17 protein-coding genes are annotated in these 21,932 nt (G+C 62.9%); 6 read left to right on the top strand and 11 right to left on the bottom strand.

Annotation, left to right across the window (positions count from 1 at the left end):
* Positions 1–278: 278 nt before the first annotated feature.
* On the top strand, positions 279–515 hold the full coding sequence (locus tag H146_RS0105130) for a hypothetical protein (RefSeq protein ID WP_019950793.1): 237 nt from the start codon (positions 279–281) through the stop codon (positions 513–515).
* A gap of 73 nt (positions 516–588) precedes the next feature.
* On the opposite strand, the gene H146_RS18480 is transcribed toward H146_RS0105130, so the two are convergent.
* From H146_RS18480 to H146_RS0105150, 4 genes are all read right to left on the bottom strand, one after another.
* Positions 589–768, bottom strand: a complete 180-nt coding sequence (locus tag H146_RS18480; protein WP_019950794.1) for a hypothetical protein — start codon at positions 766–768, stop codon at positions 589–591.
* Between the two features lie 228 nt (positions 769–996).
* A complete protein-coding gene (gene nirD, locus H146_RS0105140; RefSeq protein ID WP_019950795.1) occupies positions 997–1,356 on the bottom strand; it encodes a nitrite reductase small subunit NirD in 360 nt (119 codons plus the stop codon).
* Entirely contained in the window at positions 1,356–3,950 is a 2,595-nt protein-coding gene (nirB, locus tag H146_RS0105145; RefSeq protein WP_019950796.1) for a nitrite reductase large subunit NirB, read from the bottom strand. The genes nirD and nirB overlap by 1 nt, the downstream gene beginning before the upstream one ends.
* Positions 3,947–5,200, bottom strand: coding sequence for an NAD(P)/FAD-dependent oxidoreductase (locus H146_RS0105150; RefSeq protein ID WP_156826704.1), 1,254 nt, complete (start codon positions 5,198–5,200; stop codon positions 3,947–3,949). The genes nirB and H146_RS0105150 overlap by 4 nt, the downstream gene beginning before the upstream one ends.
* 706 nt (positions 5,201–5,906) lie before the next feature.
* Between H146_RS0105150 and H146_RS18485 the strand changes: the two genes are divergently transcribed.
* Positions 5,907–8,609: a nitrate reductase gene (locus H146_RS18485; protein ID WP_019950798.1), complete on the top strand. Its 2,703-nt coding sequence runs from the start codon at positions 5,907–5,909 to the stop codon at positions 8,607–8,609.
* A gap of 235 nt (positions 8,610–8,844) precedes the next feature.
* On the opposite strand, the gene H146_RS0105165 is transcribed toward H146_RS18485, so the two are convergent.
* The 4 genes from H146_RS0105165 to H146_RS21240 all read right to left on the bottom strand — a co-directional run bounded on the left by H146_RS0105165 (position 8,845) and on the right by H146_RS21240 (position 12,048).
* Positions 8,845–9,249, bottom strand: a complete 405-nt coding sequence (locus H146_RS0105165) for a type II toxin-antitoxin system VapC family toxin (protein ID WP_019950800.1) — start codon at positions 9,247–9,249, stop codon at positions 8,845–8,847.
* Positions 9,246–9,518 (bottom strand): AbrB/MazE/SpoVT family DNA-binding domain-containing protein, encoded by a 273-nt coding sequence (locus H146_RS0105170; protein WP_019950801.1) that lies wholly within the window; start codon positions 9,516–9,518, stop codon positions 9,246–9,248. Before H146_RS0105170 ends, H146_RS0105165 begins: the two co-directional genes overlap by 4 nt.
* Before the next feature lie 298 nt (positions 9,519–9,816).
* Positions 9,817–11,649, bottom strand: coding sequence for an ABC transporter ATP-binding protein (locus tag H146_RS0105180; protein WP_019950802.1), 1,833 nt, complete (start codon positions 11,647–11,649; stop codon positions 9,817–9,819).
* A 30-nt stretch (positions 11,650–11,679) separates the two neighbouring features.
* A complete protein-coding gene (locus tag H146_RS21240; protein WP_156826705.1) occupies positions 11,680–12,048 on the bottom strand; it encodes a hypothetical protein in 369 nt (122 codons plus the stop codon).
* A gap of 245 nt (positions 12,049–12,293) precedes the next feature.
* Between H146_RS21240 and H146_RS0105190 the strand changes: the two genes are divergently transcribed.
* On the top strand, positions 12,294–14,183 hold the full coding sequence (locus tag H146_RS0105190; protein ID WP_019950804.1) for a DUF748 domain-containing protein: 1,890 nt from the start codon (positions 12,294–12,296) through the stop codon (positions 14,181–14,183).
* 75 nt (positions 14,184–14,258) lie between these two features.
* Here the strand turns inward: H146_RS0105190 and H146_RS0105195 are convergent, their stop codons facing one another.
* Together H146_RS0105195 and H146_RS21245 are read right to left on the bottom strand one after the other, a co-directional pair.
* Positions 14,259–15,818 carry a peptidoglycan DD-metalloendopeptidase family protein gene (locus tag H146_RS0105195; RefSeq protein WP_245558691.1) on the bottom strand — a complete coding sequence of 520 codons (1,560 nt, stop codon included), beginning with the start codon at positions 15,816–15,818 and terminating at the stop codon, positions 14,259–14,261.
* 405 nt (positions 15,819–16,223) lie between these two features.
* Entirely contained in the window at positions 16,224–16,484 is a 261-nt protein-coding gene (locus H146_RS21245; RefSeq protein ID WP_156826706.1) for a hypothetical protein, read from the bottom strand.
* Positions 16,485–17,367: 883 nt separating this feature from the next.
* On the opposite strand from H146_RS21245, the gene H146_RS0105205 reads away from it, so the two are divergent.
* On the top strand, positions 17,368–19,062 hold the full coding sequence (locus H146_RS0105205; RefSeq protein WP_019950807.1) for a DEAD/DEAH box helicase: 1,695 nt from the start codon (positions 17,368–17,370) through the stop codon (positions 19,060–19,062).
* 89 nt (positions 19,063–19,151) lie between these two features.
* Here H146_RS0105205 and H146_RS18490 read toward each other — a convergent pair whose 3' ends face one another.
* Positions 19,152–20,405 carry a mechanosensitive ion channel family protein gene (locus tag H146_RS18490; RefSeq protein ID WP_019950808.1) on the bottom strand — a complete coding sequence of 418 codons (1,254 nt, stop codon included), beginning with the start codon at positions 20,403–20,405 and terminating at the stop codon, positions 19,152–19,154.
* Between the two features lie 158 nt (positions 20,406–20,563).
* On the opposite strand from H146_RS18490, the gene nfi reads away from it, so the two are divergent.
* Both nfi and H146_RS0105220 read left to right on the top strand, forming a co-directional pair.
* The gene (gene nfi / locus H146_RS0105215) at positions 20,564–21,259 is read left to right on the top strand and encodes a deoxyribonuclease V (RefSeq protein ID WP_019950809.1); all 696 of its coding nucleotides are present in this window, start codon (positions 20,564–20,566) and stop codon (positions 21,257–21,259) included.
* 47 nt (positions 21,260–21,306) lie between these two features.
* The gene (locus H146_RS0105220) at positions 21,307–21,852 is read left to right on the top strand and encodes a hypothetical protein (protein ID WP_019950810.1); all 546 of its coding nucleotides are present in this window, start codon (positions 21,307–21,309) and stop codon (positions 21,850–21,852) included.
* The last annotated feature ends 80 nt before the right edge of the window (positions 21,853–21,932 follow it).

A 21,932-nucleotide genomic window follows, 5' to 3' on the forward strand; every position in this document is an offset into this window, starting at 1 on the left:
TTTAACGGCTCTTGCCGTCATTGCTTTGTTATAACTTATGTTATTTTTAGCAGAGAGCGCCGGGTTTTGCATGCTGCTATTACGAAGTAGCACACTGTTCGGCTATCGGTATGGGGTGGCACTGCCGTCCGAGCTGGTCGAAACGGCCCTTTTTGCCTAGGCTTGGTCAAAACCCGGGCCGATCAAAGCGCTCGGCGGTCGGTCGCGTCGCTGCTTGGCCCTTGCTATGCAGTGGCGTTTTGATCGCGCCCCTTCCACCTGACGAGGAAGTTGCTGCCATGGATGACCTTTCCGAAGAGATGAGAATGCCGACGCCCTGTCCCGAATGCGGCAACCATCGCGTTCGCCTGTCGGAGGTGCGCAACCCGGACGACAAGGTGTTCTGCTCCTCCTGCAACACCTTTCGGGGGCTATACAGCGAACTGCAGCAGGAGCTGCAGGAAAAGCCCAAAAGCAACGCCGAAGCGCTGATCGAAAAGGCGGTCAATCAGAAAGGCAAGCGCAGCGACCCCTGAAAGGCTGGATAAAACGAAAGACGCTCCGCAAAAGCGCCCGCATCAGTGATGCGGGCGCTTTGCTGTGCGATGCTCAACTCATGATGCCGCCCCAGTGGCGTCGGTGACAGTCGCAGTCGCTCTGTTGGCAGGGCTGGTTGTCCGGGTGGGCAGTGGCGCACGCCTCGCAGCAGTAGAACTTGCCGTTGATCTCCGGCGCGGTCTCGGGCACCGCGCACTCGCAATAGGGACAGGCGCAGACTCTTTTCTCCATGACGCTCTCCTCATCGCGCGGCGAAGGCCGCCTGTCCTTCAAGCATAGGCCATCGTCGCCCAGGCAGCCTTGGTTTACATCACAGCGTTGGCAATTATATCTTCGAAGCGCCGGAGTCGACCATTTTGGTGGTGAACTCGGCGGGAATCAGATAGGACATGGCAGTATCTCCTGTGATGGCAGGTTTTTTAATGTTGTGGTGCAATCGGTGTGCAACGGCACCGGCGTTCAGCGCTCCAGCACCACCTGATCGCCCTCCAGCCGCAGCAGCCAGACCTTCAGCCGTACGCTGTCATCCTCGAGACAGATACCGTCGCGCAGGCGAAAGTGCTGCTTGTAGATCGGCGAGGCGACCACCGGCTCGCCTCCCTTGTCGCCGATAATGCCGCGGCCGATGACGTTGGCATTGGAGAAGGGGTCGTGGTGGTCGATGCCGAACACCGCCGGCTCGCCCCGCCGGTCGATGCCGCGAGGCAGATAGAAAATCGCGATCTGGTGACCGTCGTGCAGGGCGACCACGCCGGAGTCGTCGACCAGGTCGCTGCGCCGACACAGCACCTTGTGAGGGGTAGCGGCAGTACGGTTCATCAGCGGATCTCCACGGCAAGAGACTGAATTTCGTCGGCGCGCGCCGGGCGGGGCTGGCCGCGCTCGCTGACGTTGACGATGTCCGGGTCGCCGCACTTGTCGTTGACGAAGGTGCGAAAGCGCTTGAGCTTCTCCGGGTCACCGAGGGCGTTGGCCCATTCGCACTCATAGGTGTCGACCACGTGCTGCATCTGACGCTCCAGCTCTTCGCCGAGCCCCAGGCTGTCATCGATAATCACCGCCTTGAGGAAGTCGAGACCGCCCTCGAGGCTTTCGCGCCACACCGAGGTGCGCTGTAGCTTGTCGGCGGTGCGCACGTAGAACATCAGAAAGCGGTCGATGTAGCGCACCAGGCGGTCGCTGTCGATATCGGTGGCGAACAGCTCGGCGTGACGCGGACGCATGCCGCCGTTGCCGCACACATACAGGTTCCATCCCGCCTCGGTGGCGATCACGCCGATATCCTTGCTCTGCGCCTCGGCGCACTCGCGGGTGCAGCCCGATACGCCCATCTTGATCTTGTGCGGCGTGCGCAGCCCCTTGTAGCGATGCTCCAGTTCGAGCGCCATGGCGACGCTGTCCTGCACGCCGTAGCGACACCAGCTGTTGCCGACGCAGGATTTCACCGTGCGCACGGACTTGCCGTAGGCGTGACCGGTTTCGAAACCGGCGTTGATCAGCGCCTCCCAGATATCCGGCAGCTCGTGCAGCTCGGCGCCGAACAGGTCGATGCGCTGGCCGCCGGTGATCTTGGTGTAGAGATCGTACTTTTTCGCCACTTCACCCAGCGCCACCAGTTTGTCCGGGGTGATTTCGCCGCCGGCCACACGCGGCATCACCGAGTAGGTGCCGTTTTTCTGCATGTTGGCCATGAAGGTGTCGTTGGTGTCCTGCAGGGCGACGTTCTGCGCGTCCATGATCGGCTGATTCCAGCAGGTGGCCAGAATCGAGCCGATGGTGGGCTTGCAGATATCGCAGCCCAGGCCCTGGCCGTGCTTCTCCAGCAGTTCGCCGAACGATTGGATGCCTTCGACGCGCACCATGGCGTAGAGCTCCTGGCGGGTATAGGCGAAGTGCTCGCAGAGGCTGCGATCGACCGCCACACCGCGCGCTTCCAGCTCGTGTTCGAACACCTGTTTCAGGAGCGCCGAGCAGCCGCCACAGCCGGTACTCGCTTTCGTGTCGATCGTGAGTGCGGCGAGATCGGCGCAGCCGGCGTCGACGGCGCTGCACACCGCGCCCTTGGTGACGTTGTGACAGGAACAGATGGTGGCGCTGTCGGGCAGCGCGTCGGCGCCCAGTGCCGGGGCGCCGCCCTCGTTTTGCGGCAGGATCAGGCTGGCCGGGTCATCGGGCAGGGCGATACCGTTCTGGGCGTACTGCAGCAGGGTGTCGTAGTAGCTGTTGTCGCCCACCAGCACCGCGCCCAGCACCTTTTTGCCGTCGGCGGAGACCACCAGCCGGCGGTAGCCGCTGCCGGCCTCATCAATATAGCGGTAGCTTTTGGCCCCTTCGGTAGCGCCATGGGCATCGCCGATCGAGCCAACGTCGACCCCCAGCAGCTTGAGTTTGGTCGACATGTCGGCGCCGTTGAAGTGCGCCTCTTCGCCGGTCAAACAGCCCGCCACGGTGCGCGCCATGGTGTAGCCCGGCGCTACCAGACCAAAGATGCGGTTCTGCCACAGGGCGCACTCGCCGATGGCGAAAATCTCCGGGTCCGAGGTGCGGCAGCTATCGTCAATGACGATACCGCCGCGCTCGCCGGTCTCCAGACCGCAGTCGCGCCCCGGTTTGTCCTGCGGACGGATGCCGGCGGAGAAGACGATCAGGTCGGTATCCAGCGGCTCGCCGCCCTTGACGTTCATGCGATAAGCGTATGCGTCGTTCGGGGTAGCAACGATCTCCTCGGTGGCGCAGCCGGTATGCACGCCCACGCCGAGCGCCTCGATGCGCTCGCGCAGCGCCGCGCCGCCCTGCTCGTCGAGCTGCACCGGCATCAGGCGCGGGGCGAACTCCACCACGTGCGCTTCCAGACCCAGCGACTGCAGGGCGTTGGCCGCTTCCAGCCCTAAAAGGCCGCCGCCGATGACAACCCCGCGGCGCGCACCTGCGGCCTGTTGGCGGATGGCATCAAGGTCGTCGAGGGTGCGATAGACCAGCCGCGCCTGCGGGTGTGTGGCGGTATCGGGGCCGGGAATCGGCGGCACGAAGGGGTATGACCCGGTGGCGATGACCAGGCTGTCGTAGGCCAGCCGCCCCTCGGCGGTGACCACTTCCTTGCTGTCGCGGTCGATGGCGGTGACCGCCACGCCCAGATGCAGCGCCACGCCGTGGGTGCGGTGCAGATCGGGCTCGCCGAGAGCGAGGGCGTCGGCATCCTTGCCGGAGAAGTACTCCGACAGGTGGACACGGTCGTAGGCGCGGTGGCGTTCGTCGCCGAAGACGTGGATCTGCCACTGCGCCGTGGCGCCGCGCTCGATCAGTTGTTCGATGCAGTAATGGCCCACCATGCCGTTGCCGATGATGACCAGCTGTTTTCTGTTGGTATCGATACTCGGCTGGTCGTGGTTGAAAGTCGCGTCCTGATTACTCATGCAGCCTCCTCGAGCTGTTGGCTGGCGTCATGGGCGCCGAAAAGAAGGGTGTCGCGGCAGGCGCGCAGGTCGCGCCGCCGCTGCGCCTGGTGGAAGTACCAGGGGCCGTCGCGGGTGTCGCCGTAGAGTACGCCGCCGACGAGAACGCCGTGGCGCAGGATCAGGCGGCGGTAGTCTCCTGCCTCGATATCCACGTAGCGCAGCACCTCGTCGCCGGCTTCGGGGTCGAGCACGCCGAAGGCGTAGAGGTCGATGCCGCTGATCTTGAGTTGGGTGGCGCAGTCGCCGAGGGCGTAGCGGGCGTCACCGCCGCACAGGCGCTCGGCCAGTACCTCCACCTGGGCGTGAATCGGTTCCACCAGGCCGAAGGTGGTGCCCTCGAATTCACAGCACTCGCCCAGCGCATGGATGTGCGTATCGCTGGTGGTCAGGGTGTCGTCGACGGCGATCGCCCGCTCGCCGGCCAGACCTGCGGCCAACCCCGGTTCGGCGTTGGGCAGGATGCCGGCGGCGGTCACCACCAGCGCCGCAGGCAGCCGCTCGCCGCTGTCCAGCAGCACACCGTCGACGCGCTCGCCGTCGCCCTCAAAGGCGGTCGGCTGACAGCCCAGTCGCAGCTCGAGGCCGCGCCGGGCCAGCTCGGCGCTCAACAGCTCGGCGGCCTGCGCATCGAGCTGGCGGTTCATCAGATGGCGCGCGCGGTGCACCAGGGTAACCGTCATGCCACGTTTTCTGAGCCCTTCGGCGGCCTCCAGCCCCAGCAGGCCGCCGCCGATGACCACCGCACGGCGTCCACAGCCGCTGGCCGCCAGCAGGGTGTCGACATCGGCGGTGGTGCGAAAGCCGTGAATGCCGGCAAGTGCTGCGCCGGGCAGATCGAAAAAGCGCGCCCGCGAGCCCGTGGCGATGACCAGCCGGTCGTAGTGCCAATGCTCGCCGCAGTTGTCGGTCACGCAGCGGGTCTGGCGGTCGATCCTTTCGATGCGCCGGCCGCTGTGTAGTCGGATGTCGTGCTGTGCGAACCACTCTGCATCGCGCAGGGCAATGCCGTTTTCGTCGATCTCGCCGGCCAGCAGCGGTGAGAGCAGAATGCGGTTGTAGGCTGGTCGCGCCTCGTCACCGAAGACGTGAATGTGGCGCGGACGTTCGTCACGCTCGGCGAGGCGCTCCAGCAGGCGCTGACTGGCCATGCCGTGGCCGATAATCACCAGTTTGTCGATAGCCCTGCTGCCCTGTCGCAGCATTGTCATATCGCCTCCCCGAACGTTGACGACGGTCTGAAACGCAAAACGGCGCCTGCGGTCGCGGGGGATAACCCCGGTTCCGCAGGCGCCGTTGCCTGAAATGCCTGTTGCTGTGCTGACGATCTTGCCGCCAGGCGGCGAGGCGGCTCTGCCTCGCCGCTGGCGCACGACGGTGTGCGCCATCTCGTTCATTTGGGGCAGAATGCGTGCCAGGTATGCCAGTGGCCTTTTTTATCAGCGCTTTATGTTATTTAAAATGGCGCTTTTTATTTTTATACCGTTATCTTGACGGGTGGCGACACCATCAGGGTGCACGGGCAATAGCGCTTTGTGCGTTATTGGTGCGCGGCGCTGTGCCGGCGCTGCCAAAAAGCGCCTTGCTGCTGTCCAGTGGACTACTTATCTGCCTGAGCAGGCTGTAAAAGGCGCCGGGCGGTGCGGTTTTTGCAAAACGGGCGGTGCGTTTTTTGCAAAAGTTAATGTACAAGAGTCTGCCGCGGCGGCGGCACGCATCAATGGCGATGTCGTGTCACAACGCTGCCCGGCGACACCACCGGTTATCGGGGCATCGGGGCCCGAATCCGCCACTGGCGGGTTCGGGCCTCGTGCGTTTATAGCCGGTCACCACACCCGAGAAGGCAACGTCTGCACGCCGGCGTCGACCGTCAGGGCCTGCAGGGGGCCACCGCACGCAGACGTGAAGGAGTCGAACATGCATGAAACCACCACCTGCCCCTACTGCGGCGTGGGCTGTGGCGTGGTCGCCAGCGTCGAGGAAGGTCGGTTGAACGGCGTCGAGGGCGATCGCGATCATCCCGCCAACTACGGTCGGCTATGCGTCAAGGGTTCGGCGCTGCACGAGACGCTGGGCCACCAGGGGCGGCTGACCCGGCCCCGTATCGAGGGTCGCGAGGTGGACTGGAATGAGGCGCTCGATACCATTGCCGATCGCCTTGGCGAGGTGCGTATGCGCCACGGCGGCGCGGCGATCGCCGGCTATCTTTCCGGTCAGCTGCTGACCGAGGACTATTACATCGCCAACAAGTTCTTCAAGGGCTTCATCGGCACGCCGCACCTGGACACCAACTCGCGGCTCTGCATGGCCTCGGCGGTGGCAGGCTACAAGCGCGCCTTGGGGGCCGACGCCGTACCCTGCTGCTACGAGGATCTGGAGAAGGCAGAGCTGGTAGTGCTCAGCGGCAGCAATCTCGCCTGGAACCATCCGGTGTTGTTTCAGCGCCTGCGCACCGCCAAAAGCCGCAACCCGCTGATGCGGGTGGTGGTGATCGACCCGCGTGTGACCGACACCTGCGAGCTGGCCGATCTCTATCTGCCCATCGCTCCGGGCAGCGACATCGCGCTGTTCAACGGTTTGCTGGCCTACATGGCGGCAAGGGGGCGGCTGGATCGTGACTTTATCGCCCATCACACCGAAGGATTCGAAGCGGCGCTGGCGGCGGCGCGCGACGAGGCGGCGGATATCGCTACCGCCGCGCGGCGCTGCGAGGTCGATGCCGAGCGGCTGGAGACCTTCTATTACTGGTTCGCCAGCCAGCTGCACGTGGTGACGCTCTACTCCCAGGGGGTCAATCAATCGAGCAGCGGCACCGACCGGGTCAACGCCATCATCAACTGCCACCTTGCCGGGGGCAGCATCGGTCTGCCCGGCGCCGGGCCCTTTTCGATCACCGGGCAGCCCAACGCCATGGGCGGCCGCGAAGTGGGCGGGCTGGCCAATCAGCTCGCCGCCCATATGGACTATCACACCCCTGGCGCCATCGATCGGGTAGCGCGCTTCTGGAGCGTGCCCGGGCTGACGCCGACGCTGCCCGAGGCGCCGGGGCACAAGGCGCTGGCGCTGGTGGAGGCGATCGAGCGCGGCGAGATTCGCGCGCTGTGGATCATGGCTACCAACCCGCTGGTGAGCCTGCCGGACGCCAACCGGGTGCGCCGTGCGCTGCACAAGTGCCCGCTGGTGATCGTCTCCGACTGTATGGCCGACAGCGATACGCTGGGCTGTGCCGATATCGTGTTGCCGGCCAGCGGCTGGTCGGAAAAGGACGGCACGGTGACCAACTCCGAGCGGCGTATCTCGCGTCAGCGCGGCCTGCTGCCAGCGCCGGGAGAGGCGCGCCACGACTGGTGGATCATCTGCGAGGTGGCGCGCCGCATGGGCTTCGCGGCAGCGTTCGATTATGACGGCGCCCATCGGATCTTCGACGAGCATGCCCGTCTCTCCGGCTTCGAGAACGGCGACGGTCCGGGCGAGACCTTTCGGCTTTTCGATATCTCCGCGCTGGCCGGCATGGACCGCGCCGCCTATGACGCTCTGGCGCCGGTGCAGTGGCCGGTCAACGCTGCGTCGCCGCGGGGTACGGCGCGGCTTTTTGAAAGCGGTCGCTTCATGACCGACAGCGGCCGGGCAAGGCTCGTCGCCGTGCGCTCGCGCGCCGCGATCCAGCAGCCCGAGGGGGAGGCGCGACTGTTGCTCAACAGCGGCCGCATTCGCGATCAGTGGCACACCATGAACCGCACCGCCCGTGCTGCCCGCCTGATGCACCATCGCAGCGAGCCCTTTATCGAGGTTCACCCGGCGGATGCGGCGCGGTATGGCGTGCACGACGGCGGCCTGGCGCGACTCGTCAACGCCCGCGGTGACTATCTGGGTCGGGTGCGGGTGACCACTTCACAGCGTCGCGGGGAGCTGTTCGTGCCGATCCACTGGAACGATCAGTTCAGCACCCGGGCGCGTGCCTCGGCGCTGGTAGCGGCGGTGTGCGACCCGCTTTCCGGGCAGCCGGAGTCCAAGCAGGCGCGGGTGGCACTGGCGCCGCTGCCGCTGCCGCAAGAGGCTTGTCTGCTGCTCGGTTCGGACGACAAGGCGCCGCTGGCAGAGAGCGGCTGGTGGTGCCGCATTCCCATGTCCCACTGTCAGCGCTGGCAGCTGGCGTTGGCAAACGCAGAGCCCTGGTGGGAATGGTGTCGCGAGCAGCTGGGCAGCGCGCCGACGCTGTGGAGCGAAGATCCGGGCAGCGGTCACTTTCGTGCTGCGCGGATCGAAGCCGGACGGCTGGTGTGGTGGCTGGCGGTGGCGCCGACCGGTCGGCTCAATCCGCTGCTGGGTGAGATCGGCTGGCTCGATGACTGCTTTGCTCTCGAGAAAATCGAGCGCGAACAGCGCCGCCGACTGCTGGCCGGTCGAGCGGCCAGCGGTGAGGATGCCGGCGTCACGGTGTGCAGCTGCCACCAGGTGGGGCAGAAGACCATCGAAAGGGCGATTGCCGAAGGCTGCTTGAGCGTCGCGGCGCTGGGCGACAGGTTGGCCTGTGGCACCCGCTGCGGCTCCTGCATTCCCGAGCTCAAGAAGCTGGTGGCGGCACAGGCCGAGCGGCATGCCGAAGCCGAATCGGCCTGAACAATGAGAGTATGGGAAGGGTGTCGGCTGAAGGTCGAGCGGCGCGGCGCTAGCGATAGCCCGCCGCCTGTAGTTCGAAAAGCCTTGAATAGCGGCCGCCGGCGGCCAGCAGGCTGGCGTGGCTGCCGCGCTCGATGATGTGGCTTTGCAAGAGGTTTGGGTTGCTCAGAAGTTGGCCGCACGACTATCGTTCCCGTCAAACGATCATTGGATTCGGCCCAACAAAAGGGGCCGGCTATCTTTCCAGCCAGTTCTCTACGTTGAGGTCACGAATGCGGCTGAATTCGCGCGTGTTGTCCGTCACTAGCGTGAGGCCGAGCGCATGGGCGTGTGCGCCGATCAGCAGATCGTTCATGCCGATAGGCTGGCCAGACGCTTCCAGCTCGGCGCGGAGGCCGCCGTATGCAGCGTCAGCCGGAATATCCAGCGGCAGCACCGGGATCGTTTCAAGGATACCATCCACCCTGGCAAGCAGCCTGGGCGAACCCTTCTTTGCACAGCCATAGCGCAGCTCGGCTGCGACGATGATGCTGGTGAAAATCTCTTTTGGCCCGACCTGCTCAATGCGGCGTGCGGCAGGCCCATCCGGGCTGCGGATCACATCGCTGATGATGTTCGTATCCAGCAGATATCCGCTCAAAATATGTCCTCCGGCTGGGCGGGCATGTCCTCAATGGCCGGGAGCTGATCTTCTGGCCCAAGCGGCGCTTCTTTCCTCCACTCGGCCAGCAGTTCGACGATGTTCGTTGGCCGAGTCACTGGCTCGATGATGAGTTTGCTGCCTTCGCGGTGGATTAGCACACGATCTCCTGGCAACTCGAACTCCACAGGAATACGCACCGCCTGGCTGCGGTTGTTGCGAAACAGCTTGACTTCCTTGGGTCTGGATGGCGTCGATAGGGTAGGCATGGCATTGTGCTCCAATGTATATGCCAAATTGTATATGCCAGCCTGCGCCGCGTCAATCGGCCGGGCACCGTTACGTATGACGCCCTGGCAGCCTGGGCGTTGGCCCTGATTTGGGTGCCGTCCAGGCTGATGGTCCTTACCTTGAGCAGTTGCATCTCGCGGGCCACTTCCAGCACCTGAACGAACAACTCGGCCAGTTCGTCGAGAAAGCGCCGGCGGAAGGTGGCTCATGGCGGATCCGGGATCAGGTGGATGTCGGTATTTATCTCATGCCCGGCGTGGAAAGTCCGACAGGCTGCTAGCGATAGCCCGCCGCCTGTAGTTCGAAAAGCCTTGCATAGCGGCCGCCGGCGGCCAGCAGGCTGGCGTGGCTGCCGCGCTCGATGATGCGGCCCTGTGCCATCACCACGATTACATCGGCGCTGCGCACGGTAGAGAAGCGGTGCGAGATCAGAATGGCGGTTTTATCACGGCTGTAGTGGCGAAAACGCTCGAACACTGCCGCCTCGGCGGCGGCGTCCATGGCCGCTGTGGGCTCGTCGAGCACCAGAATATCGGCGCTTTCGCGCATCCAGGCACGCGACAGGGCGATGCGTTGCCACTGGCCGCCGGAAAGTTCCTGGCCATTTTTGAACCAGCGCCCCAACTGAGTATGGTAGCCCTCGGGCAGGGCGTCGATGAAGTCGTCTGCCAGTCCGCGGTGAGCGGCTTCGCGCCAGCGCTGCTCGTCGCTGAAGGCGTCGATATCGCCCACGCCGAGATTCTCACCGACCGGGAACTGATAGCGCACGAAGTCCTGAAAGATCACGCCGATGCGGCGGCGCAGGGTGCCGAGCTGCCAGTCGCGCAGGTCGCTGCCGTCGAGCAGAATGCGGCCGCTGTCCGGCTGATAAAGGCGGGTGAGCAGCTTGATCAGGGTCGTCTTGCCGGAGCCGTTTTCGCCGACCAGGGCGAGGCTCTCGCCGGGGCGCAGGTGGAGTGAAATATCATGCAGTGCCGACCGGCCGCCGGGGTAGGCGAAACCGACGTTTTCGAAGCGCAGGCCGTCGCCCGGCACTTCGCCCTCGGTCAGGCTGCCCTGGCCCGGCTCGGTGGGGAGCTCAAGGAACTCATAGAGGTTGGAGAGGTAGAGGTTGTCCTCGTACATGCCGCTGATAGCGGTCAGTCCGGCCGAAAGGGCGCTCTGGCTTTGGCGAAACACCATCAGGTACATGGTCATCTGGCCCAGTGTCAGCGTCCCTGCCACGGTTTCAAGCACCACCCAGCCATAGGCGGCATAGAACGTCAGGGTGCCCAGCAGACCGAGAATGAACCCCCACAGGGTGCGACGCAGGGTAAGGCGGCGCTCCTCGTCGTAGAGGCGTGCAAATATGGCTCGATAGCGCTGGCGCAGCAGCGGTTCCAGACCGAAAAGCCGCACCTCGCTGATACTGTCTTCACGGGCCAGCAGGGTTTCGAGATAGCGCTGCTCACGCATCTGCGGTGAGCGCCAGCGGAACAGGCGAAAGGCCTCGCCGGAGAAGCGTGCCTCGGAAAAAAACACTGGCAGCGCTCCCAGCACGATAATCGCCAGCGCCCAGGGCGAAAACTGCACCAGCAGCACGCCAAAGCTTGCCAGCGAAATCAGGTTCTGCGAGAGCGTGAAGGTACGGTTGACCAGTGACAGCGGGCGGGTCGAGGCTTCACGACGGGCGCGGGTAAGACGGTCGTAGATCTCGGAGTTTTCGAACTGCGCCAGTGACAGCTCGCCGGCCTTGTCGAGAATCATGACGTTGACCCGCTGCCCCAGCCTGGCCCGCAGCAGCGACTGTTGCGCCTCCAGGGCGCGCTGCGACAGCGCGATCAGGGCAATGATGGCGCCTTCCAGGGCTACCCGCCAGAGCACCGGGGTGAGCACGGCCAGTGGCTCGGTAGCCTCGGCGTAACGTTCGGCGGCGTCGACCACGCCGTCGACGATCAGCTGCCCCACCCAGGCAGCAACCGCCGGCAGTACGCCGGCGATCAGCGTCGCCCCTGCCAGTCCCGCCATCATCAGCGGCGAGGTCTTCCATACCAGCGAAAGGGCGCGGCGGCTGTAGCTCAGTATGCTGAAAAAGGGGGCAAGGTTAGCGGGGCGAAGAGAGCGCAACATCAGGGCAACGACCGGGGAGATGGCACCTCTTCAACGACTGCGATGTGCTCGACGACGCGGTGTCGCGCCATGACGAGGAGCGCGACGCGCGCGAATTCTGCCCTGCCATGGAGTATGAAGGGTGGAGGAGAGGGGGTGCGCGCGCGAATGGGTCGCGCGGCCTCGCGCCGGCGATCGAATTTCACGGCGCCCTTCGATGAGGCACAGTCCGAAGGTGGCGGCAATGACGACGCTTGCCACGCTCAGGCTGGCCGTGGTGTTGATGATAATCAGTGCGGCACTGATGATGCCGGCAGCGACCAATATCAGCGATAGGCTGATATCCCGCGAGAATCCCCGTTTCAGGCCGTATCCTCCCAGAAGAGCGATCAGCGATGCTATCCAGATCAGTGTGGCCATGTATTGACCTGCTCCTGTCCCTGTCGGCAATGCCCGCCATCCATGTCGGGCCGTCTGGTCATGTCACAAAGTGTAGTGTTAATAGCGTCAAAACGCCCGCATCTCTTGAGCTCGAAGTACTTCCTTACCCTTCAGACGTTTAAACGGGGCGGTTGATGTGGAGCAGATGGCGTTAACAATGGAGTGATGTCGAAAATATGCCAGGCTGTTCGATACAAGTTGCAACACGACACAGGGAGCGTGTCATGACCTCAAAAGCGCGCCGGGGTTCCATCATTGCCGTCGCTGCAATGGCTGTGCTGGTACTGGTTCTATATGTTGCCGGCCCCTGGGCGCTGCGCAAATGGGCGGTCAACCATTTCAGTAACAGCCTGAATACGCCGGTAGCACTCGAGCACCTGGGCTTCAATCCCTTCACCGCGACCGCTCACTTCGACGGGCTGCGTATTGGCGACGCCGACTCGCCCATGCTGACCGTGAACGGTGGCGAGGCGATATTTCAGTGGTCGACGCTGTGGCAATCGGGGGTGCATCTCGACGAGATACGACTCGAGTCGCCCCATCTGCGGCTGGTGTCGCCGCCGTCAGGCCCGCTCAACGTGATGCGACTCGGTGGACAGTCACAAAACGATTCGTCGCCGCTGACTGTCGCCCATATTCGTGCCGATAGCGGCCGGATCGACTGGATTGATCAGCGCCAGGGCGGCAGCGACAAGCTGTCGGTCACCAATGTCGATATCGCGCTGAATGGCTACAGCAGGCTCTCCGACAACCCCATGCAGGGCAGCGCCAGCGGGGCGCTGGGCGATGGTACCCTGCAGCTGGAAGGCAGTTTCGGCCTCGCTCCCTTCACCGCCGAGCTGTCGATCTCGGCGCAGCAGGTACCACTGACACTCTTCCCGTCGCTGATGACCCGCGCGCTACCGGTAGAAGTAGACGACGGCAGTCTGGCGGGGGAGGGCACTCTGACGCTGGGTACTGCCGCCGAAAACGGGCTCGGCTATCAGGGGGCTCTACAGTTGTCATCGCTGTCGCTGGTGAGCCGTGGCGGCCAACCGCTTTTGAATGTTGACCAGGCGAGCCTGTCGGCAATCGAACTGGTGCCGGGTGAGCACCTGCGCATCGCTCGCGCGACACTGGAGGCGCCGGAGCTGACGGCGTTGATTACTGATAACGGTAGTTTCAACCTTGCCACAGTGCTGGGTGGCGGTGGCGATTCTTCGGATCGTGCTGCCTCCGGCACGACAGACAGTGCGACTGTCTCCGACAGCGCGAGTGATAATAGGGGTAGTCAATCCGACACTGATGGTGGTGCCACGGCGCTGGTGCTGCAAAGGCTGGAGGTCAGGGGCGGGCGCTTTCGCTTCGAGGATCGTCATATGTCGCCGACGGTCAGTCTCGACGTTGGCTCGCTCAATGGTCAGTTGACCGGTCTCGATACAAGCAGTGACGCAGCCGCCGACTATCACTTTGAAGGCCTTGAGAGTGACAACACGCCGGTCACGATCGAAGGCAGCCTCAACCCCGGCGCCCCGCTTTCGGCGCACATGCATCTCGCCACCCAGCGGTTGATGCTGGAGCAGTTTGCACCCTATATACAGCGGTTTGCCGGCTATCGGATCGAGCAGGGCGTAGCCGATCTCGATCTTGACTACCGTCTACGTGACGGAATCCTGACCGCCAGTAATCACATCATTGTGCGCCGCCTCGCTCTGGGCCAGCAGGTGGATCAGGATGCCAGCGGCCTGCCGCTCAAGAATCTGATCGCGCTGCTGCAGGCCGAAGATGGCACCATCAATCTCGACATTCCCATCGAAACCGATGTCGATGGCAGCAGTGTGGATATCAGCGCCGTGGTGTGGCAGGCGATTCGTGAGTCACTGGAAAACCTTGTGACATCGCCTGTCGATACCCTGCAGGCCCTGATCGGCGGTAGTGCAGAGGGAGAGGGCGGCGAAGGAAACGGTAGTCGCAGCCAGCGCGACGAGAATCAGGGCAGTGGCGAGAATCAGGGCAGCAGTGAGGGCCAGCGCGGCAACCGGGGGCAGGATGGCGATACCGAACGGGTGGAGCCGGCTGCCGATGGCTACCAGGGAGGACCACTATCTGGCGTAAGCGCCAATCCGCCGGACTGAGACTCGCTGTTTTCAATCGATAAAAAACGCCCCGCAGTTTCCTGCGAGGCGTTTGTTATCGACATCACCGGAGGGTCAATCGTCGTGGCTGACCTGTGCCACTGCGCGATTGTTGTCGGCATCATCGAGCTTTGCCAACAGCTCCTTCGAATCGGATTTGAAGCTTGCCAGCTCCTGACCGGTGAGCGTCTGACCCTCGGGCAGCTTGACGCGCATGGCGTTGACCTGGCTGCCGTTGGTGATGATTTCGTAATGCAGGTGAGGGCCGGTACTACGGCCGGTATTACCGGATTTGGCGATCTCCTGCCCCATGCTGACACGCTCGCCGGGTCTGACTTCCTGTTTGGAAAGGTGCAGGTAGCGAGTCTGATAGCCGTTGTCGTGCGTGATCACGATATACTTGCCGGCCAGCGGATGAGTGACCACTTTGGTGACTCGACCATCGGCCGGTGCCAGTACCGGCGTACCACTCGGCATGGCAAAATCGGTGCCCTTGTGAGGGCTGATGCGGCCGGTTATCGGGTGGCGACGCTTGAGGTTGAACGGCGAGCTGATGCGATAGCTGCCCTTGAAGGGGTAGCGATTGAAGGCGGCATCCAGTCCCTGGCCGTCCGGCGTATAAAAACTGCCGTCGTGACGTACCACGGTCAGATCCTTGCTGCCTTCATACCTGGCGGCAAGGATGCGCGAATCGTAGGCCTGTCCGTCGATCATGTCGGATTCGAGCAGCACCTGGAAGTGATCACCTTCGCGGGTCTCGCGGTTGAAATTGAGCTTCTTGCTCAGTACCGCGATCAATTCCGCGGTCTCGACGCCGGAAAGGCCGGTAGCACGCGCCGATGAACCAAAGCTGCCGCTGACGGTGCCGGCGAACAGACGCTGTGTCGATTCACCGGTGCGCTCGATGTCGTTGACGGCAAAGGTCTGATCGTCGCTGTCGCGCTCGAACAGATAGCCGCTGCGCGAATTCTTCATGACGCGCAGTGCCAGCAGATGGCCCTTCTCGTCGACCTTGTAGTCCAGTTCGTCGCCGACCTTCAGGTTAGTGAGCGCGCGCTTGTCGGGGGCGTTGTCGAGCAGTGCCAGAACTTCGCTGTAGCCCAGGCCAAAGCTGTGCTCGGCCATCTCGGCAAAGGTGTCGCCGGTTTGCACCGTATAGGTCTGCCACTCCGGCTGCCAGCTTTCGCGAGCGGCAACCTGGTTGCCCAATGACAGGCTGGATTCGCTGTCGATACCGTAATCACCCACTTCGATATCGTCGTCGCTGAAGTTGTCCACGTAGGAGGTGTGGCCCTCTACGTCGGCATTGATATTCTGGACGACAGCAAGTGCGAAGCTGCTTTGAGGCAGTTTGTCGCTGCTACCTGTATTCATCCGGTCGAAAGCGGCAACGGCCTGCATGGCGGCGATATTCGAGGCCACGGCGAGGGCGCTGTTGATATTGAGTGTGTATTGAACGTCGGCCGGCGCGTCATTCTGTTGAGCGGCTGCCAGGGCACCGGCGATCTCGAGATGGGTGGGGGCCGTGAAGGAGCGGGCGGAGCTGTCGTGGGAAGCCGCCAGTGCCGAGCTGATGGGCTGCGCCGCCTGACGGATGTCTGTCATCGCTTCAACGGTGTCAGACGACGTGTTCATGCTCTGATAAGCCTGATGAACTCCCAGCACGCCGATCATGGTGGTAACCGGTAATAGTAGAAGGCGATGGGTGCGTGGGAGCGAACCGATAATTCGCAACATATTATTAGCGCCGTATACAAGTAGGTAAAATGATAAAGGCACGCTTACCTTACCTGATGGTTACTGAACTGCATAGACCATGAGAGCGTCAAATTGACGCCTCATTTCATGTTTTTTGTAGCCTGAATGTCTGTACAAGGATAAGACGGGTGTTCTGTGTAATTGTTGTACAACAAGAGCGACAATTGTTTGACGAAAATGAGTAAGCAGAGAGCGGCGATTCAGAATGAGGTCAGCCCGCTCGCCTGAGAGCGCCGCTCGGCCGGAAATTTCTCCCGAGAGAAAGAGGGCCTTTGGCACATTTTAAAAAGAGTCGAGGGCGCTATATTTTTCGATATTGAAACCGTTTTTTCCTTCTTCAAGAGAGAAAGAAAGGTTGTTGCGATAGGTTTTTCGTGAGAATAAAAAAGGATTGTCCACTCTTAATTCTACTTTTAGCGTTATTTTCAGGTGCCAGGGGAGTTGAAAGATGGAAATGATTTCCTGCTTTTTTGGAATGTTCCGATTGAAAAAGGCGGCGTTCCTGGCGTCTATGCCGGGTTGAAAATGGTTCGAATGCGTCATGATGGCAATGTTGCTTCATGTAACGAGTTTTCATTTTTGTGTGTAGCATTATGAAATATTTGAATTTTTCCTATGAAAGAGAAGGTCGGTGTGTCGTTCATGGCATCGAATGAGGTGCACCGGCGCCGCGTTTTTGCTGGTGGATAACCGTTTTTTTCGTCGGCCTCTCGGCCAGCTCGTGCTGCGCCAGTTTACAGCGACAGAGTTTTCGAACAGTCAGTATCAAATGTTTTCCGCAAGGATGGCGGCGGGCGCGTGCAGATTACGGGGCTTTCCTTGCGATGCGGTCACTTCTCTATGATGCCTCCGGGAGGCGTTACACTCGACAATCAGCTGTAAAATTCGAGGGGGCATAGCGGTATGGGGCAGTTGATCGACGGCAAGTGGGTAGAGCCTGGTTACGACCCTGACAGGCAGGGTGGAGAGTTCGTGCGCGAGTCGGCGCAGTTACGCGACTCGCGTGTCCGCACGATTGCGAGCGCCTGAGTGGCAGCGGCGTGCATCAGCGTCAGCCTCCTTGCTCTCTCGTTTATACGACTTTCGGCGTGCATTGAAATGCGAGACGTGATAGATTGTGTATACCTCGCTTGTGAAGACCCTACCATCTCTGCTGAGTCGCCCCCCGATTGTGAGTGCTGCCGCCCAGGGGACGATTCCCATGGGGCCCTGAAGCCCACGCATCGATGGAGCAGTTAAAGGTATAGCGGTATACCCGCCTGCAAACCTCGCTGCATCAACGGTCGCCACATGCCACGGAAGTCGCCGCGCATCGCGCTCGGCGACAAGTGCGACCGGTCCGAAAGCTGCCGCCGTCAGACACGGGCAGATTCCTTTCGACCCGACATTTTCCCTGCCGGCACCATGCTGGCTGTATAGGTGTGATATGACATCCGATTCCGCTGCCTCGCTCAAATTCGGCGACATGGCACTGCTGCCCGCCGTTCTCGAATCTCTCGAAACCCTGGGTTACGAACAACCTTCGCCGATCCAGGCGCAAACCATTCCTACCCTGCTGGAAGGCGCCGATCTGCTGGGTCAGGCGCAGACCGGTACCGGCAAGACGGCCGCTTTCGCGCTGCCGCTGCTGTCGAAGCTGGAGCTGGAGCGTCGCGAACCGCAGGTACTGGTGCTGGCACCTACGCGTGAACTGGCGCAGCAGGTGGCCGTCGCCTTTGGCCGTTACGGTCAGAACCTCAAGGGGCTGGAAGTGGTGACCCTGTGTGGCGGCCAGGACTACCGCGAACAGATGCGCGGCCTCAAAAGCGGCGGCCAGGTCGTCGTGGGCACGCCCGGGCGTGTGATCGACCACCTCGATCGCGGCTCGCTGAGCCTCGGCGGCCTGAATGCGCTGGTCCTCGACGAAGCCGACGAGATGCTGCGCATGGGCTTTATCGATGACGTCAAGCGCGTGCTCAAGGATACGCCCAGCGACGCGCAGCGGGTCTTTTTCTCGGCCACCCTGCCGCCGGAGATCACGCGCATCGTCAGCCGCTATCTGGTCGATCCGGTGACCGTGCAGATCGAGGCCCGCGCCGCGACCACGACCATCGAGCAGCGTCTGTGCCGCGTCGACGGTCCGGCCAAGGTCGAGGCGCTGGCGCGCATCCTCGAGGTGGAGCCGGTAGATGCCGCGATCGTCTTCGTGCGTACCCGCGCTTCCTGCACCACCCTGGTCGATCAGCTGGTCGCGCGTGGCGTTGCCGCGGCGCCGCTCTCCGGCGATCTCGATCAGAGCCTGCGCGAGCGTACCGTGCAGCGCCTGCAAAAGGGCAAAATCGACGTACTGGTTGCTACCGATGTGGCGGCGCGCGGGCTCGACGTGCCGCGCATTACGCATGTCATCAACTACGACATGCCGCACGACACCGAAGCCTACATCCACCGCATCGGTCGTACCGGCCGTGCCGGCCGCGAGGGTACCGCGATTACCTTTGCCGGCGGTCGCGAGCTGCGCAAGGTACGCTGGCTGGAGCAGGCAACCGGTCAGAAGATCGACAACATGGAGCTGCCCGACGAGCAGGCCATGCGCAACCACCGCGATGCGAAGTTCAAGGCGCGCGCCGAGGCGATGCTGGAGCGTGGCCATGACCACCAGCGCGCGCTGGTCGAGTCGCTGTTGGAAGAGGGTATCGATCCGGTCGATCTGGCCTGCGTTTTCGCCAGCCTTGCCCGCGCCGGCGAGCCGCCGATCCGGGCGCTGCCCAAGTCCTCGCCGCGCAATGAGCGTAGCAATAACGACAGCCGCGAGCGTCGTCCGCAGCGCCGTCGCGACAGCGCGCCCAATGAGGGCATGACCCGTTATCGTCTGGCCGTCGGTCATCGCGACAACGTCAAACCCGGCCAGCTGGTCGGGGCGCTGGCCAACGAAGGCGGGATCGAGGGCGGTCGCATCGGACGCATCGATATCCGCCAGACCCACAGCCTGGTGGACCTGCCTTCCAGCCTGCCCGGCACCGTGCTGGCCAAGATGTCCCGCGCGCGTGTTGGTGGCCGCCAGCTCGAGATCAGCCAGGACAACGGTCGCCCCGAAGGGAGTGATCGCCCGCGCCGCGACGACCGTCGTCGACAGGCGTCGTAGGCCTTTCGCTCGATCGCCGACCGGCACTGGCCCCGAAGGGCGTCCCGCGAAAGCGGGGCGCCCTTTTATATTGTCTCTACCCTGCCGCCTTAGCCGCCGTCTGCATCGGGTCCGGGTGAGCGGCTCGTCGGCGCTGCGTCGCCGGCTGTCTTGCCGGCCGGGGTGCCGGTGCCGAGCGGCCTGCGGCGGGGCGGGGCGTCCTCCTCGGCATGGCGCTCCTCGCGCAGGGTCAGCGCCGACTCCTGAAGGCGCAGGCGCGAAATCGGCAGCGCCAGGGTGGCGCCGTGCTCTTCGACGATTTCGCCGGCGCGAATCAGAATATCCTCCTTGAGTTCCTGAAACGTCTGCCAGTCGGTGGGCACGGTGAAGGCGTAGACCATCAGCTCCAGCGCATGATCGCCGTAGGTGACGAAGTTCACCGTGATCAACTCCTGCTGGTCGATCTGATGGTGCTCGCGCAGATACTGGCGTATCGCCGAGGTGATGGGGCGTACCCGCTTGCGGTCGCCATAGTCGATACTGATCCGCTCCCAAAGCCGCCGGCTGTACATGCGGGTGGGGTTCTCCACCACGATCTGATTGAAGATCATGTTGGGCACATAGATCGGCGGACCGGCGAAAGTGCGGATGGTGGTCAGACGCCAGCCGATATCCTCGACCACGCCCTCGATATCGCGCTCCGGCGACTTGATCCAGTCGCCCACCACGAAGGGCTTGTCGATATAGATCACCATGCCGCTGAAGAAGTTGGCGATCAGATCGCGCACCGCAAAGCCGATCACCAGCCCGCCGAAGCCGCCCAGCGCCAGCAGACTGGAGATCGAAAAGCCCATCAACTGCAGCGCCATCAGTACCAGTACGGTAAGAATCAGCGCGCCCACGCTCTTGGTGATCGCCGAGGCGCTGGTAGGGTCCACCGAACGCGCGCGACTGGAGGCGGGTGGGAATACCAGCCGCTTTTCCAGACGCACGATCAGGCGCAGCCCGGCCCAGCCCATGCAGAACAGCGTCGCCAGCGACTGCGCCAGGGCAACGTGCTGATTGATCGGGTCGATGGTGAAGGCTTCACCGATCAGGCTGGCCAGCACGCTGATCACGGTCAGCCATACCCAGAGCCGGAAGGGGCGGCGCACGCCGAAGATCAGGGCGTCGTCCCAGCGGTGGCTGCTGCGATTGAAACGCTTTTCCAGGCGACCGAAAATGAAGTGCAGCGACGCATCCAGCAAGAGCGCAAGCAGTAGCGTGGTCAGCGCAATCCACAGCCAGCCGGGCAGCGTCAGCAGGCCGTCGTAGCGCTGTTGCAGTTCTTCGATCGGTGGCAATCCGGTATCGGTACTATTCATGACGAGACGTTCTTCATGACGAGGGTTTCTCCTGCCGCGATGTGCGCACCTTACCGATAGTGGACGCCAAAGACGATGGTGTCCGACCCTGCAGATGGGCGTTGATGATCCCTGTTCATGCGCCTTGACCCACTCTCCGCCGTTGACAAGGGGCGCTCATGGACCTGCCACCCGATCTGCACGACTGGACGCTCGATCCGGCAACGGCCGTCGCGCTGCAAACCTCGCTGGCGCCGCGGGTGATTCGCGAGGATCGTTTCGACAGGGTACGCCATATCGCCGGCGTGGATATCGGCTTCGAGGACAAGGGGGCCACGACGCGCGCGGCGGTCGTCGTCATGCACTGGCCGTCGCTGACCGTCGTCGAACAGGTGCTCGAACGTAGTGCCACGCGCATGCCCTACATGCCGGGGCTGCTGAGTTTTCGTGAGCTGCCGGCGGCGCTGGCGGCGTTCGAGCGCCTCGAAACCCGTCCTGATCTGCTGATGGTCGATGGTATGGGGATCGCCCATCCGCGCCGGCTGGGTATCGCCGCTCACCTGGGGCTGTGGCTCGACATGCCTGCCATTGGCGTTGGCAAGAGCCGTCTGTGCGGTCATCACGGCGAGGTGCCCGCAGCGCTCGGTGGCTGGACGCCGTTGACTCATGGCAGCGAGACCATTGGCGCCGTGCTGCGTACCCGCGAGCGGGTCAAGCCGCTATATATCTCGGTCGGCCATCGCATTGCGCTCGAAAGTGCCCTCGACTGGGTGTTGCGCTGCCTGACCCGCTACAAGCTGCCCGAGCCGACACGGCAGGCCGACCGTCTCGCGTCGCGACGTGGCGCTATCGCGACGAGAAGTTGTTTGCCATGATAAGAGCGCTCATGGACTCGAATCTCTCTTGAAAGGAAGCAAGGCTCATGGAAAAGAAGGGTATCGGCGATTTCTTTTTTACGATCGTCCTGTGGCTGGTGATCGGTGCCATCGCACAGTGGTTGATGCAGTCCAATACCGGCGCCGGGGCGGCGATGGGGGCCGAGGGCGGCGGTATCTCCTCCTACTGGAGCGCGCTTGGGCTGGTCGCTCTCTTTTTTGCCGTGATTGCTTTCATGTTGCGCGATCTGATGCATAACAATCCGTTTACCCGTTCGCTGCGGGTGATCGGTACGCGCCTTTTGAGCACCACTTTCGATATCGGTTTGTTTGCCCTGGGCGGCGTTCTCTATGCCGTGCTGTGGCCTTCGTCCAGCGGTCAGATACCCCAGTGGCAGGCGCTGTTCATCGGCATCGGGATGACGCTGTTCATCGTTATTCTGGTCGTGCTCGGGCTGGTGTGGATGTTGCTGAAGTTCTCGTCGCTGTCGCTGGTCAATATCCCGGCGCTCGAGTTCCGTCCGCTGGCGCGTACCGGCATTTATCTCGGCCTGCTGGTGCTGCTGGCGCTCGCCGCCTGGCTGACGCTATAGCCTATCCCACATAGCCTTCCCAACATGCGACAAAGCGAGAGGGGCGGCTGCCGAGGCAGTCGCCCTTCGCGATTTTCATA

Source organism: Kushneria aurantia DSM 21353 (assembly GCF_000382245.1).
Lineage (GTDB): Bacteria > Pseudomonadota > Gammaproteobacteria > Pseudomonadales > Halomonadaceae > Kushneria > Kushneria aurantia.